Here is a 14,322-nt window from a genome sequence, read left to right on the forward strand (position 1 = left end):
ATGTCAGCGCACCTTCAACGTCGCGAGCCCGACCAGCACCAGGATCACGGAGATGATCCAGAACCGCACGATCACGCGCGGTTCGGGCCAGCCCTTGAGCTCGAAGTGGTGGTGGATCGGCGCCATCTTGAACACGCGCCGGCCGGTGAGCTTGAAGGACGCCACCTGGATCATCACCGACAGGGTCTCGATGACGAAGATGCCGCCCATGATCACCAGCACGAGTTCCTGGCGGACGATCACCGCCACCGTGCCCAGCACGGCGCCCAGCGCCAGCGCGCCGATGTCGCCCATGAACACCATCGCCGGATAGGTGTTGAACCACAGGAACCCCAGGCCGGCCCCCGCGATGGCGGCGCAGATGATCACCAGCTCGCCCGCCCCGGGGATCGACGGGATCTGCAGGTAGCTGGAGAACACGGCGTTGCCCGACGCGTAGGCGAACACGCCCAAGGCACAGGCGACCAGCACCGCCGGCATGATCGCCAGGCCATCGAGGCCGTCGGTCAGGTTGACCGCATTCGAGAAGCCGACGATCCAGAAGTAGGCGATCGCGACGAAGCTGATGCCCACCAGGGGCAGCGCCACCGACTTGAACAAGGGGATGTAGAACGTCGTCGCCGCAGGCACGTCGGCGTAGGCATACAGGTAGATGCCCGCGGCGAGGCCGAAGATCGATTGCAGCAGGTACTTCCAGCGCGACTTCATGCCGTTCGGGTCGCGACGCACGATCTTGATCCAGTCGTCGTACCAGCCGATGGCGCCGAAGGCGATCATCACCGCCATCACCACCCACACGTACTTGTTGCGCAGGTCGCCCCACAGCAGCACCGAGGCCACGACCGTGAGCAGGATCAGGGCGCCGCCCATCGTCGGCGTACCCGCCTTGGAGAAATGCGTCTGCGGGCCGTCGGTGCGGATCGGCTGGCCACCCTTGTACTGGGCAAGCCTGCGGATCACCGCCGGTCCCCACCACAGCGAGAACATCAGCGCGGTCAGCGCCGCCAGGATGCCGCGGAAGGTCAGGTACCCGAACAGGGCGAACAGCCCTTCGACCTGCTGCAGCCAGCGCGTCAGCTCAAGCAACATGCGCGTTCCCCCCCTTGCCGGATCCGTGCGCGAGCAATGCGGCGACGACGCGCTCCATGGCGCTGCCGCGCGAACCCTTCACCACCACCCGGACCATGGCGTGGATGTCCTGGCGCACCGCCTCGGCCAGTGCCTCGTGCGTGGCGAAGTGCCGCCCGCCATCGCCGAAGGCCTCGGCGGCTCGCGCGCTCAACGGTCCCAACGCATACAGCCGCGAGATGCCTGCGGACTTGGCATGCCGCCCGGCCTCCGCATGCAACGCTTCGGCGTCCGCGCCCAGCTCGCGCATGTCGCCGAGCACGAGCCAGTTCTCGCCGGCCATCGCGGCGAGGGTGTCGATGGCGGCCGACAGCGATGCCGGATTGGCGTTGTAGCTGTCGTCGATCAGCCAGGCGCCGTTGGCGAGGTGGTGGCGCACCAGGCGCCCTGCGACCGGGCGCATGTCGCGCAAACCGTCGACGATGGCATCCAGGCCCACGCCGCATGCGATGGCCATCGATGCGGCGGCCAGCGCATTGGAAACGTTGTGCCTGCCGGCAAGCGGTAGCTCGACGGCCGCCACGCCCGATGGCGTCGAGAGCTCGAACTCGCTGCCTTCCTCCCCGAAGGAGATCCGCCTGGCGGTGACGTCGGCGTTGGCATCGATGCCGAAGCGGATGATCCGCCGCCCCGGGTGGCCGGCCAGCACGCGTGCCTCGAACTGCGCGGCGAAGCCGTCGTCGGCATTGACCACCGCCACGCCGTCGGCGGGCAGCGCGTCGTGGATCGCACCCTTGGTCTCGGCCACGCCCTGCAAGCTGCCCAGCCGCTCGAGGTGGGCAGGCGCGACGTTGTTGACCAGCGAGACGTCCGGCCGCGCGATGGACGTGAGGTAGGCGATGTCGCCGGGCTTGCCGGCACCCATCTCGTAGACGGCGAAGTCGGCATCCTCGGGGGCATCGATGACGGCCAGCGGCAAGCCGATCTCGTTGTTGAGGTTGCCCGGGTTGGCATGGGCGCGGCCGGCCTTGCCTAGGATCGACAGCAGCAGCTGCTTGACCGAGGTCTTGCCGTTGCTGCCGGTGACCGCGAGCACGCGCGTCCGTCGGCCGCGCTGGAGCGCCGCGGCCAGGGCGCCGAGGGCCCTCTCGGGATCGCCCACCACGACCTGCGGCAAGGGCGCGTCGACCACCCTGGACACCAGTGCGGCCCGGGCACCGAGCCTGGCCGCGTCGCCGACATGCTCGTGGCCGTCGAACCGTTCCCCCGCCAGCGCGACGAACAGCGCGGCCCGGCCGTCGCGGGCGTCCAGCGTGCGCGTGTCGGTGCTGACCGCGTCGATCAGGACGTCGCCGGCCACGCCGGAAGCGGCCTCGACGCGGCCCCCGGTCCAGTCTGCGATGCGGGAGAGTGCGACGGGCTTCATGCGCGCGCCTCCAGCACCGCCGAGGCGACCGCGGTGTCGTCGAAGTCGAGGCGCACGCCGCGGATTTCCTGGTACGGCTCGTGGCCCTTGCCGGCGATCAGCACGATGTCGCCGGCACCGGCGTGGCCGATCGCCCGCGCAATGGCCGCGGCGCGATCGCGTTCGACGATGGCCGCGTCCCGGGCGTCGAAGCCGGCCAGGATCCCTTCCACGATCGCGTCGCCGTCCTCGCCGCGGGGATTGTCGTCGGTGACGATCACCAGGTCGGCCCCGCGCTCGGCGATCGCCGCCATTTCCGGGCGCTTGCCCCGGTCGCGTTCGCCGCCGCAGCCGAACACGCAGATGATCCGGCCGGCCGCGTGCGCGCGCAGCCCCGCCAGCGCCTGTTCCAGCGCGTCGGGCGTGTGCGCGTAGTCGACCACCACCAGCGGCAGGCGTCCGTCGCCACCGAGGCGGTTCATGCGCCCGGCGACCGGCTGCAGCCGCGACAGCGTGCGCGCGATGTCGTGCGGGGTTTCGTCCAGCGCGTGCAGCACGCCGGCGACCGCGAGCAGGTTGTCGACGTTGAAGCGCCCCAGCAAGGGCGTGCGCAGCGGCAGTCGCTCGTCGCCGATGCGCAGGGTGAAGGCGATGCCGCCGGCGTCGAGCACCACGTCCTCGGCAGCGACGGTTGCATCGGCGCGCCCCTGCGCGCTGAGCCCGATTCCGCGGATGCCCGGCGCCAGCGTGGCGAGCAGTTCGCGGCCGAACGCATCGTCGAGGTTCACCGCCGCCGCCTGCAGGCCGGGCATCGCGAACAACCGCGCCTTGGCCTCGCCGTAGGCCGCCATGTCGCCGTGGTAGTCGAGATGGTCGCGCGTGAGGTTGGTGAACACGGCCACCTCGAACTTCACGCCGTCCACGCGCCCCTGGTCGAGTGCGTGCGAGCTGACCTCCATCGCCACCGCGTCGGCGCCCGCGTCGCGCAGTCCCGCGAGCAGGGCATGCAACTGCAGCACCAGTGGCGTGGTGAATCCCGTGGGTTCCGCGGCGCCGTACAGGCCGGCCCCAAGGGTGCCGATCGTGCCCGCGCAGCGGCCACGCAGCGTCCAGGCCTGCGCCAGCAACTGGACCGTGGATGTCTTGCCGTTGGTGCCGGTGACACCGACGGTGGTCATGGCGGCTGAGGGACCCCCGTGGAACCGGTCGGCGATCTCGCCCAGCCGCGCGTGCAGTCCCGGCACCGCGATCGCGTCGGTGGGTGCCGCCAGCCCCTCCGGCAAGGGGGGTTCGAAGAGGATCGCGGCGGCGCCGGCCGCTCGCGCCTGGTCGACGAAATGCATGCCGTGCGACGACGGGACTTCCTGCCGCGCCGGCAACATCGCGACGAACGCATGGCCCGGTCGCACTTGCCGGCTGTCCTGCACCAACCCGGTGATCTCAAGGGACGGCGGTACCGCCGGCACGTCCGGGAGCAGGTCGCGCAGCCGCATGGTCGCGCTCATGGCGTCGCCCCCGCGGCCACGACCGGCGTGGCGCCTGCGCGCACGCCGACCTGCACGCCGTCCCGGCGCGCCTGCTCCCGCGCCTTCTTCGCCTCGGCTTCGGCCTGCGCCGCCAGCCAGGTCTCGATGTCGTCGGGCGGGACGTCCATCAGGCGCAGCGCGCCGTCCATCACCCGCTGGAACACGGGCGCGGACACCAGGCCACCGTAGTAGCCCTGCGCGGGGTCCGGGTCGTCGATCACCACGGCCATCGAGAACCGCGGGTTGTCCACCGGCACCAGCCCGGCGAAGAACGCGACGTAGCGGCGCGAGTACCCGCCGCCACTGGCCTTGCGCGCGGTGCCGGTCTTGCCGGCGACGTGGTAGCCAAGGATCGCGGCCTGGGTGGCGGTGCCGCCGGGTTCGGTGACCGTCTGCATCATCTTGAGGACGGTGTCGGCGACCTCGGGGTCGACGACCTGCACCGGCTCGCTGCGCTGGCCCTTGACGAAGGTCGGGGTGACCGCGCGACCGTGGTTGCCCAGCGTCGCGTAGGCGCGCGCGATCTGCAGCGGGGTGGCCGACAGCCCGTAGCCATAGGACATCGTCTGCTTGCTGGTGCCGCTCCATCGCGCCGGTGGCGGGAATAGGCCAGCGGCCTCCCCGGGGAAACCGCTGCCGGTCTGCTCGCCGAATCCGAGCTGGCGCACGAACGCATCGAAGGTCGTGTCGGGCAGCAGCTGCGCGATCTTCGCGGCGCCGACGTTGGAACTCTTGGTGATTACCCCGGTGGTGTCGAGCACGCCGTAGTTGTGGTGGTCCGTCGTCCGGTAGCGGCCGTTGGGCATCCAGCCGGGGTTGGTGTTGAACATGGTCCCGGGCGTGATCACCCCCGCCTGCAGCGCGGCGGCGACGGTGATCGGCTTCATGGTCGAGCCGGGCTCGATCAGGTCCGTGACCGCGCGGTTGCGGTGCGCGTCGCGGTTGCCGCCGGAGACATTGTTGGGATTGAAGGACGGCAGGTTGGCCATCGCCAGTACTTCGCCGGTAGCGACGTCGAGCACGACCGCCGAGCCGCTGGCGGCACTGGTCTCGAGCATGGTGCGCTTGAGTTCGCGGTAGGCCAGGTACTGGATCCGCCGGTCGATGCTCAGCACCAGGTCCTTGCCCGGTTCGGCGGCGCGCACCAGGTCGACGTGCTCGACGATCCGGCCGCGGCGGTCGCGGATGATCTTCTGCGCGCCCGGCTTGCCGCGCAGCCACTCGTCGAACGCCAGCTCCACGCCTTCCTGGCCCAGGTCGTCGATGTTGGTGAATCCCAGCACGTGCGCCAGCGCCTCGCCCTGCGGGTAGAAGCGCCGGAACTCGCGCTGGGAGAACACGCCGGGGATCTTGCGGGCGAGGATGCGTTGCGCCTCGGCCGGGTTGATGCGGCGCTTCAGGTAGACGAACTCCTTGTCGGCGCGCTGGGTGAGCTTGCGGGTCAAGTGCTCCACCGGCACGCCCAGGACCTCGGCCAGCGCCGGCAGGCGATCAGGCGCCTTCAACAACTCCTGCGGGTTCCCCCACACCGTATCCACCGGCGAGGACACCGCCAGCGGCTCGCCGTTGCGGTCGGTGATCATGCCGCGCGAGGTCGGGATGGGGATCTCGCGCAGGAAGCGCGCATCGGCCTTCCGCTGGTAGTACGCGTTGTCGACCAGCTGCAGGTCGGCCGTGCGCCACACCAAGGCCAGCGCGCACGCACCCAACGTCCCCGCGACCAGCATCAAGCGGCCGCGCAGGTTGAACCGCGCGCGGCCGCGGGGCTTCTTGATGCCGTTGCGGTCGGCCCGGAACTTCATGGCCGCACCACCACGATGTCGGCCGCCTCGGGGAACTTCATGCCCAGGCGCGTGCGGGCGACCTGGTCGATGCGGTTGCTTTCCGCCCACGTGGCCTGCTCGAGCTGCAAGCGCCCGAAGTCGATGTTCAACTCGTCGCGCGCGCGCTCCAGCCGGGTGAGTTCGACGAACAATTGCCGGTGCTGGTGCCGCGCATGGACCACGGCGATCGCGCTCACGATGCACGACGCCGCCAGCACGGCGATCAGGATGCGCAGGCTCATGGCTGCACCTCGCTGCCCTGCGCGCGCTTCTCGGCCACGCGCAACACCGCGCTGCGCGAGCGGGGATTGGCCGCGAGCTCCGCGTCGCCCGCCCGTGTCGCGCCGCCCACGGAGCGCAGCGTCGGCACGAACCCGGTGTGCTCGGGCAGCCGCCGGTTGCCCGCGGGCGCCTTGGCATGGCGGGCGATGAAGCGCTTGACGATGCGGTCCTCCAGCGAGTGGAAGCTGATCACGGCCATGCGCCCACCCGGCCTGAGCGCGGCATGGGCGGCGTCCAGCCCCGCCTCCAGGTCGGCGAGTTCGCGGTTGACGTGGATGCGGATGGCCTGGAACGTCCGGGTCGCCGGATGGATGTCCCTGCGGCCCTTGCCCGGCTTGCGGCGCGGCATCACCGAGGCGACCAGCTCGGCGAGCTCGGTGGTGCGCGACAGCGGCTTGCCCGCGTCGCGGTGCCCGACGATCGCGCGCGCGATGCGGCGGCTCATCCGCTCCTCGCCGAGCGTCCACAGTACATCGGCGATCTGGGCTTCTTCGGCGCGGGCCAGCCACTGCGCGGCGCTTTCGCCGCTGTCCGGGTCCATGCGCATGTCCAGGGGTCCGTCCTTGCCGAAACTGAAGCCGCGCCCCGCGACATCGAGTTGCGGGGACGACACGCCCAGGTCCAGCAGCACGCCGTCGAGTCCTCCCGCCATCAGGTCCCACGTGCCGAGGTCGGCAAAGCTGCCGCGGCGGATCGACACGCGCGGGTCCGTGCCGAACTCGCGTTCGGCGACGGCGATCGCATCGGGATCCTTGTCCATCAGCAGCAGTCGACCTCCCCGTCCCAGGCGTTGCAGCACGCCGCGCGCATGGCCACCGCGGCCGAACGTACCGTCGAGGTACGTTCCGTCCTGCACGATGCGCAGCCCTTCCATGACCTGCGGAAACATCACCGGAAGGTGCGCGGACGACGCGTCCACGCCTTCCGTCACAACTGCAGGTCGACCAGGTCCTCGCCCAGATCGGCATCGCCCAGCGTCTGCCTGATCTGCGCGTGGTGCGCCTGCTCGCTCCACAATTCGAATTTCTCGCCCATGCCCAGCAGCACGGCCTTCTTCTCGATGCCCACCGCATTGCGCTGGCTGGCTGGCACCGGGATGCGTCCGCTGCCGTCGGGTTCGACGAAGGCGGCGGCACCGACCAGCTTCAGCTGCAGCAGCCGGCTGTTCTTCTTGGTCCGCGGCAACGCATTGACCTGGTCCCGGACGCGCTCCCAGACCGCCTGCGGATAGACATAGAGGCAGCCCGCCTCGAACGGGTTGTAGGTGATGACGAGACGATTGCCGCACTCGCCGGCGACGACCTCCCGGTACGCGGTTGGGATTGCCAGCCGGCCCTTGTCGTCGATGGAAATGGCGGTCTCGCCCTGGAACACCTGCACCCTGCCCGATCATGCCCGTCTACGGCGGGCTTCGACGCATGAAAACCACTAAATTCCCGGTTTCCCCACGAGTTGCCACCTTAGGAGCGGCCTGCAGGGTTGTCAACAGGTTTTCACCTCTGATTTCACCTTTGCCGTCAATGACTTGCGTCGAACTTGAGAGACTTGTTCAAGCTTTATCCACAAGCTGCTGTTTCGTCTCAAATTTTGAGATTGGGCTTCAATCAGGTTTTTGTCAGGGTCACCCGACCACCTGGCACTCCGAGTCGGTGCTGCAGCGCAGCACCCCTCCATATTCGCGCCACCGTTCCATATTCATCACGAATTTCGCAAAACTCCAGATATCGTTCTAACTTTGTAGTGCATCGCCACGCCGCGCACACGCCTTGGCAGCCTCCGATGCCACCACAGCAGCCGCGCGCCCGAGCGTTTCCGGCGCCGACCAGCCGGAGCGTGCGCGCCCGTGGATGTCCGCCTGCCGGGATCTGCGATGTGTCGGCCGCATCCCGGCGGCGTCCGCGGGGCCACGCGCGTGCTGCTGCGTCGGGCCTGTCGGTTGACCTCTCGACGTGCCCGCTGCACCAGTCGGGAAATCGCCGGCGGAACGTCCCTCAAGATCGCTGCGCCCCTACGCAAACGGAGCGCTGCGATTGCTGCGGAGATTCGGGTGAACCAGCCGGGGCCGAAGTCTGCGCGGCAATCCTTCGCGCCTGCTTGGCGAGCCTGTCGAACGAACGGCAAAGCCGGCTGCGAGGCCGGGGCATCACCCGCCGCTCCGTCGCAGGTCCGCCCGACCCACGCGAATCTTGGAACCGATTGCCCCAAGGGCTTGCCACAGCCCCCTCTGGTGACGGGGCGTCACGACAGCGGGGGGATGCGGGTGTGCTAGCCGGGCCCTGGGTGTGCGCAGCGAACCTTGGCGCTTGCTTGGCGAGCGAGTCGAACGAAGCTGCGAAGGCGGCCGCCAGGCGGGGCCGTCACCCGCACGCCTCGCAGGTCCTTCCACCACCACGCGAATGCTCCGACAGGGTGCCACGCGGGCAGGCCACAGCCCCCTTTGGTAAAGGGGGCGCCGGGACAGCGGCGGGGATTCGGGTGTACTGGCCGGGGCCCGAAGTTTGCGCAGCAAACTTTGGGGCTTCCTTCGACGCTCGCGTCGAAGGAATTGGCGGAGCCGGCCTGTAAGCGGGGTTTTGGCTAGGACAGTCATTCCTCTAGGCGCATCGTCACCGATACGCTCGAGCAGCCTACCCGGACCCGACGCGGGCCGCGTCATGAGGTCCCTCGGGCCAAGCTCCCGATGCTTGGAAAGTGGCGGAGCCGGCCTGTAAGCCGGGTTCTGTCTAGGACAGTCATTCCTCTAGGCGCATCGCCACCGATACGCTCGAGCAGCCTACCCGGACCCGACGCGGGCCGCGTCATGGGGTCCCTCGGGCCAAGCTCCCGATGCTTGGAAAGTGGCGGAGCCGGCCTGTAAGCCGGGTTCTGTCTAGGACAGTCATTCCTCTAGGCGCATCGTCACCGATACGCTCGAGCAGCCTACCCGGACCCGACGCGGGCCGCGTCATTGGGTCCCTATTTGGCCTTGCTCCCGGTGGGGTTTGCCGTGCCGGCCTGTTGCCAGGCTCGCGGTGCGCTCTTACCGCACCATTTCACCCTTGCCGTCCTGCTTGCGCAGTCTTGGGCGGTATCTTTCTGTTGCACTTTCCGTCGGCTCGCGCCGCCCAGGGGTTACCTGGCACCGTGCCCTGTGGAGCCCGGACTTTCCTCGGCATGCTTGCGCATGACGCGACTGCCTGGCCGACTCCGCCGGGGGCATTGTCGCACGCGGGGCGGCGTGGCAATTGAACCGGCGGCCAACCCGACGCGAGCCACGGCTTCGCGCTGGTGGCCCGGGCAAGCGGTGCGAGGTGCCACGCCGGCAGGCGTTCAACCCCCGTACAACGACTTTCGCGGCGCACCACTGAGTTCGGCCGACACCTTGGCGGCCGTGGAAGGCGGCAGGTGCTGCTGCAAGACGGCATACAGGCGCCTGCCTTCGACCACCGCAGCGTCGGCATCCCCGGCGGCCCCGTGCACGAGCACGACGAATTCACCCTTGCGCTGGTTGGCGTCGCCGGCGAGCCGCGCCAGCAGTTCGTCCAGCGACCCGTCGAGGACGGTTTCGAACAGCTTGGTCAGCTCCCGCGCGACCACGGCCTGGCGCTCGCCGCCGAAAATCGCGGCCATGTCGCCGAGCGCGGCCTCGATGCGGTGCGAGGATTCATAGAACACCAGCGTCCGCGTCTCGCCCGCCAGTTGCAGCAGCCGCTGGCGACGCGCGGCGGACTTGGCCGGCAGGAAACCCTCGAACACGAAGCGATCGCTGGGCAGGCCGGCGACGCTCAGCCCGGCGATCAGCGCGCTGGGCCCGGGGACGGGACTGACCCGGATGCCCGCCCGGCGCGCGGCGCGAACCAGGCGGAACCCGGGGTCGCTGACCAGGGGCGTGCCGGCGTCGCTGACCAGGGCCAGCGATTCGCCCGCGGCCATGCGCGCCACCAGTTGGTCCGCGGCTTCGGCCTCGTTGTGCTCGTGCAGGGCGACCAGCGGCCGCTCGATGCCGTGGTGGGCCAGCAGCTGCCTGCTGCGCCGCGTGTCCTCCGCGCACACCGCGTCCACCTCGCGCAAGGTCGCCACCGCACGCGGCGACAGATCGGAGAGGTTGCCAATCGGGGTCGCGACCACGTGCAGGGTTCCGGCGGTCTGGGCAGGCATCGTCACTCCACGGGCGGGACGTTAGAATCCTAGCCGTTCTCTCCTCCGGACCGGCTGCCGATGCGCTTGCCCCACAGATACGGCGCCCTTGCGCTAACCGCCCTGCTGATGGCCTCGGCCTGCAGCACCGTGCAGGTCAGCCGCCCGCCGGCACCGACGGCCGAGCCCGCGCCGGTGGTGGTCGATCGATCGACGCACTGGCGGTTCGACGCAGGCAACCGCCCGCCCGCCGAGCGCGACGGCTACCGTCCGCCCAACCAACTCGCGGTCCTGCTGCCGCTGTCGGGCACGCTCGCGACGGCGGCGGCACCGGTTCGCGACGGGCTGCTCGCCGGCTATTACGCGGAAAACCGGCGCCGGCCGGAACTGCGGTTCTACGACACCACCGGCACGACCACCGGCGCCCTGGCCGCCTACGAGCGCGCCGTCGCCGACGGCGCCGACCAGGTCCTGGGACCGCTGGGCAAGGACCAGGTGGAAGCCGTGTTCCGGCAGGCGCGCACCGGGGTGCCGGTGCTGGCGCTCAACCGCCCCGACGTCGCGCCGCCGATGAACAACGCCAGCTATGCATTGGCTCCCGAGGACGACGGCGTCGGCGCCGCAGATTTCCTCCAGTCCCGCGGCGCCGCCCGGGTACTGGTCCTGAGCGCCGGCGACGACAATGCGCGGCGAAGCGTCGAGGCGTTCGGCAAGCGCCTGCAGCAGCATGGCGGCAGCATCGTGCAGACGTTGGCGGTGGTGGGCGACTCGCCGGCGGACATGACCGAACTGCTGCGCGCCGCCGCGCTGCGCGAGGGCGGCGTGGATGCCGTCTTCCTAGCGATGCGGGGCCCGCAGGCCCGGGCGATCGCGCCCCAGCTCTCGGCCGCCGGCCTGGCCGGCAAGCCGCGCGTGGCGACCTCGCAGCTCACCTCCGGCACGGGCAAGGCCGACCAGGACCGCATCCTCGACGGCATCGCCTTCCCGACCGACGCCTGGAGCGTCAGCGGCGTCAGCGGCCTGCCGGCGGCCTCGACCACCGGCAGCGGCCTGCCCACGGCCCGCGGTCCGGCGGCGCGGCTGTTCGCCTTCGGGTACGACGCCTGGCTGTTGACCGCGTACCTGGAACGCCTGGCGCTGGTCGAGGACGGCAGCGTGCGCGGCGCCAGCGGTACCCTGCGCATCGATGCGGACGGCAATGTCATGCGCAACCCGGCCTGGTCGACGTTCAGCAGCGGCAACATCGTGCCGCTGATGGGCAGCGGCGGCTGACGCAGCCCTCGCGCCGGTGTCCGACGAGCGCAGGCGACGCGGCGACGCGATCGAGGCCGCCGCGCGCGAGCACCTGCGGCGGGCCGGCCTGGCGGTCGTGGCGACCAACGCAAGTTACCGGCTGGGCGAACTCGACCTGGTGATGCACGACCCCGCCGCCCGCGGGGGCGGCACCCTGGTGTTCGTCGAGGTGCGGTATCGCCGGTCCAATGCCTACGGCGGAGGCGCGGCTTCGGTCGACCGGGGCAAGCGCAGGCGCATCCTCCGGGCCGCCCAATCCTTCCTCGCGGGCCACCCCGAATACGCGCGCGGCGCCTGCCGCTTCGACGTGGTCGAAGCCAGCGGCGCAGCCGATGCGCCTACCCTGCACTGGATCCGGGATGCGTTTCGCGCCGACGATTGTTGAGGCAGGCAGATCGCCGCAACGCCTCGCCGCGCCAGGGGGCAAACTCACTCCTGCGTCGTGAAATGCTCGTGGCCCGGCCTGTCCGGCCGCCAAGGCCGGCCTTCGGCATCAAACGCCTCGACCTCGCGACCCGCCACGATGCGGCCGATGCAGGCGATGTCCACCCCGGTGTCCGCGGCTATCGCGGCGACGGCGTCGCGCAAGGTGCCCCGGGTGGTGAAGCAGAGTTCGTAGTCGTCGCCTCCGGTCGCCTGCAGGCGACGCCGGGCGGCCGCGTCGAAACATTCGCGCAAGACCTCCGGACAAGGCAAGGCGTCCAGCAGGATTTCCGCGCCGACCCCGCTCGCCGCGCAGACGTGGCCCAGGTCGGCGAGCAGGCCGTCCGAGACATCGATGCAGGCGCTGGCCACCGGCGGCAGGGCGCGGCCGACCGCGATGCGCGGGACGGGGCGATCCAGGCGCGCGCGCAGGCGGGCATCGACGCCGCCGCCGTCCCGCCACTGCGCCAGCGCGCCCGCTGCGTCGCCCAGCGTGCCGGTGACCCAGACCAGGTCGCCGGGCCGGGCGCCGTCGCGTCGAAGCGCCGTTCCCGGCTCGACCCACCCATGCGCGGCGACGCAGACCGACAACGGGCCGCGCGTCGTGTCGCCGCCCACCAGCGCAACGTCGTGCAAGCGCGCAAGGTCGAGGAATCCTTCGAGGAAGGCGTCGACCCAGGCCGGATCGGCACTGGGCAGCGACAACGACAGCGTGCACCAGGCCGGCTCGGCACCCATCGCGGCCAGGTCGGAGAGGTTCACGGCCAGCGATTTCCAGCCGATGTCGCCCGGGGCCGTGTCGCCGGGAAAATGCACGCCGGCGTTGAGCGTATCCATGGCCACCACCAACTGGCGACCGGCGGGCACCGCGAGCACCGCGGCATCGTCGCCGATGCCGAGCACGACGTCACCGCGTCCGTGACTGGCGCGCTGGCGGATACGCGCGATCAGGTCGAACTCCGGGCGGGTGGGTGGCTTCAACGGATGCGCTCCACGTTCGTGCCAGGCAACGCCTGGGTGCCTGCCGTTCCCGGCGGCGGCCCTGCGGGCCGGAAGGTCAGGTGTCGTCGCCGTCGCACACCAGGTGGATGATGTTGGCGGGACTGGAGATCCAGAACGCCGCCATGCCTTCGGGCAAGGGTTCGATCCCGTCGCGGCGCGCGCATCCAGAACGTTCTAGGTAGGCGGCGGCCTGCTCGACGTCGTCGGTCACCACTTCCAGCCAGAGTTCCGCTTGGCTGAGCCCGGCGACGCGATCCAGCCACAACACCTTGTCGCCGAACGCGAAGCCGATGCCGTCGGCGGTCGCGTCCTCGCCATCGAAAAGCTGCTCGAACCCCAGCACGTCCCGGTAGAAGGCGACCGTGCGGTCGTACTCGTGCTCCGGCACCTTCATCGCGATGTTGCGGCCGGGCGCGAACGACGGCTTCACGCCCGCGTGCCCTGCACTTCCAGCGCACGCCAGTCCGCGGCGGCCTTGTCGAGCACCCCGTTGACGTAGGTGTGGCCGTGCTCGGAACCGAAGCGCTTCACCGCCTTGACCGCCTCGTCGATGATGACGCGGTAGGGGACGTCGAGGCGGTGCTGCAGTTCGTAGGCGGCGATGCGCAGCATCGCGCGCTCGATCTGGTCGACCTCCTCCACCGTGCGGTCCAGGAAGGGCTGCAGCGACGCGTCGAGTTCGCCGTGGTGCTTGCCGACCCCGCGCACCAGGTCCTCGAAGTACGCCAGGTCCGCGACTTCATGGGCCTGCTCGTGCGCGAACTGCGCGATCACGTCCTTGACCCCGGTGCCGGCCATCTGCATCGCATAGACCGCCTGCAACGCCCGGCGCCGGGAACGCGAGCGCGCCACGGGGTCGATGCCATCCTTGCGCGGATGCCGGGTCATGGCAGCCGCTCCGCCAGGCTGGCCATCTCGATCGCCACCAGCGCGCATTCCTCGCCCTTGTTGCCGTGGCTGCCGCCGGCACGCTCCTCGGCGTGCACCGGGTCGTCGACGGCGAGCACGCCGTTGCACACGGGGACGCCCGAATCCAGCGATACGCGCATCAGGCCGTCGGCGCAGCGGTCGGCGACGTGTTCGTAATGGCGGGTGTCGCCACGCACCACGCAGCCCAGCGCGACGATGGCGGCATGGCGACCCGCCGACGCGATGCGCGCCGCGGCCTGCGGGATTTCCCACGCGCCCGGCACGCGCACGACGTCGACCTGGCTATCGGCCACGCCGTGGGCGCTGAACGTCCGGCGCGCGGCGGCGACCAGCGCATCGCCGATGCGCGGGTTCCAGCGGCTGGCGATGATGGCGAAGCGGGCGCCGTCGGGAGCGCGCAGGTCGCCTTCGTAGTGGGCCATGGGGAAGGCTTGCGGGAAGGGCGGACAGTTTA

General features: G+C 70.4%; 14 protein-coding genes and 1 other RNA gene. 2 read left to right on the forward strand and 13 right to left on the reverse strand.

The window, feature by feature from the left end; all coding sequences use genetic code 11:
* Window positions 1–3: 3 nt before the first annotated feature.
* The 9 genes from mraY to rsmI form a co-directional block, all read right to left on the reverse strand.
* Window positions 4–1,089, reverse strand: coding sequence for a phospho-N-acetylmuramoyl-pentapeptide-transferase (mraY, locus tag ABD970_RS00375; RefSeq protein ID WP_345293523.1), 1,086 nt, complete (start codon window positions 1,087–1,089; stop codon window positions 4–6).
* Entirely contained in the window at window positions 1,079–2,494 is a 1,416-nt protein-coding gene (locus ABD970_RS00380; RefSeq protein WP_345293524.1) for a UDP-N-acetylmuramoyl-tripeptide--D-alanyl-D-alanine ligase, read from the reverse strand. Before ABD970_RS00380 ends, mraY begins: the two co-directional genes overlap by 11 nt.
* Window positions 2,491–3,978, reverse strand: a complete 1,488-nt coding sequence (locus ABD970_RS00385) for a UDP-N-acetylmuramoyl-L-alanyl-D-glutamate--2,6-diaminopimelate ligase (RefSeq protein WP_345293525.1) — start codon at window positions 3,976–3,978, stop codon at window positions 2,491–2,493. The genes ABD970_RS00380 and ABD970_RS00385 overlap by 4 nt, the downstream gene beginning before the upstream one ends.
* Window positions 3,975–5,801, reverse strand: coding sequence for a peptidoglycan D,D-transpeptidase FtsI family protein (locus ABD970_RS00390; protein ID WP_345293526.1), 1,827 nt, complete (start codon window positions 5,799–5,801; stop codon window positions 3,975–3,977). The genes ABD970_RS00385 and ABD970_RS00390 overlap by 4 nt, the downstream gene beginning before the upstream one ends.
* Window positions 5,798–6,064: a cell division protein FtsL gene (gene ftsL, locus ABD970_RS00395; protein WP_345293527.1), complete on the reverse strand. Its 267-nt coding sequence runs from the start codon at window positions 6,062–6,064 to the stop codon at window positions 5,798–5,800. Before ftsL ends, ABD970_RS00390 begins: the two co-directional genes overlap by 4 nt.
* Window positions 6,061–7,035 carry a 16S rRNA (cytosine(1402)-N(4))-methyltransferase RsmH gene (gene rsmH, locus ABD970_RS00400; protein WP_345293528.1) on the reverse strand — a complete coding sequence of 325 codons (975 nt, stop codon included), beginning with the start codon at window positions 7,033–7,035 and terminating at the stop codon, window positions 6,061–6,063. The genes ftsL and rsmH overlap by 4 nt, the downstream gene beginning before the upstream one ends.
* On the reverse strand, window positions 7,032–7,478 hold the full coding sequence (mraZ, locus tag ABD970_RS00405; protein ID WP_345294521.1) for a division/cell wall cluster transcriptional repressor MraZ: 447 nt from the start codon (window positions 7,476–7,478) through the stop codon (window positions 7,032–7,034). Before mraZ ends, rsmH begins: the two co-directional genes overlap by 4 nt.
* Window positions 7,479–8,942: 1,464 nt before the next feature.
* An RNA gene (rnpB, locus tag ABD970_RS00410) (RNase P RNA component class A) lies at window positions 8,943–9,292 on the reverse strand.
* 121 nt (window positions 9,293–9,413) lie between these two features.
* On the reverse strand, window positions 9,414–10,241 hold the full coding sequence (gene rsmI / locus ABD970_RS00415; RefSeq protein ID WP_345293529.1) for a 16S rRNA (cytidine(1402)-2'-O)-methyltransferase: 828 nt from the start codon (window positions 10,239–10,241) through the stop codon (window positions 9,414–9,416).
* A 60-nt stretch (window positions 10,242–10,301) separates the two neighbouring features.
* Here rsmI and ABD970_RS00420 point away from each other — a divergent pair, with 60 nt between their 5' ends.
* Both ABD970_RS00420 and ABD970_RS00425 read left to right on the forward strand, forming a co-directional pair.
* Window positions 10,302–11,492: a penicillin-binding protein activator gene (locus ABD970_RS00420; protein ID WP_425563017.1), complete on the forward strand. Its 1,191-nt coding sequence runs from the start codon at window positions 10,302–10,304 to the stop codon at window positions 11,490–11,492.
* A gap of 16 nt (window positions 11,493–11,508) precedes the next feature.
* Window positions 11,509–11,898, forward strand: a complete 390-nt coding sequence (locus ABD970_RS00425) for a YraN family protein (RefSeq protein ID WP_345293530.1) — start codon at window positions 11,509–11,511, stop codon at window positions 11,896–11,898.
* 44 nt (window positions 11,899–11,942) lie between these two features.
* Here ABD970_RS00425 and thiL read toward each other — a convergent pair whose 3' ends face one another.
* The 4 genes from thiL to ribH form a co-directional block, all read right to left on the reverse strand.
* A complete protein-coding gene (gene thiL, locus ABD970_RS00430; protein WP_345293531.1) occupies window positions 11,943–12,917 on the reverse strand; it encodes a thiamine-phosphate kinase in 975 nt (324 codons plus the stop codon).
* Between the two features lie 76 nt (window positions 12,918–12,993).
* Complete coding sequence (locus ABD970_RS00435; RefSeq protein WP_345293532.1) at window positions 12,994–13,368, reverse strand: VOC family protein; 375 nt, start codon at window positions 13,366–13,368, stop codon at window positions 12,994–12,996.
* The gene (gene nusB / locus ABD970_RS00440) at window positions 13,365–13,874 is read right to left on the reverse strand and encodes a transcription antitermination factor NusB (protein WP_345293533.1); all 510 of its coding nucleotides are present in this window, start codon (window positions 13,872–13,874) and stop codon (window positions 13,365–13,367) included. The genes ABD970_RS00435 and nusB overlap by 4 nt, the downstream gene beginning before the upstream one ends.
* Complete coding sequence (gene ribH / locus ABD970_RS00445) at window positions 13,823–14,290, reverse strand: 6,7-dimethyl-8-ribityllumazine synthase (protein WP_345293534.1); 468 nt, start codon at window positions 14,288–14,290, stop codon at window positions 13,823–13,825. Before ribH ends, nusB begins: the two co-directional genes overlap by 52 nt.
* Between the last annotated feature and the right edge of the window lie 32 nt (window positions 14,291–14,322).

It is taken from the genome of Luteimonas vadosa (assembly GCF_039543545.1).
Taxonomy (GTDB): domain Bacteria; phylum Pseudomonadota; class Gammaproteobacteria; order Xanthomonadales; family Xanthomonadaceae; genus Luteimonas; species Luteimonas vadosa.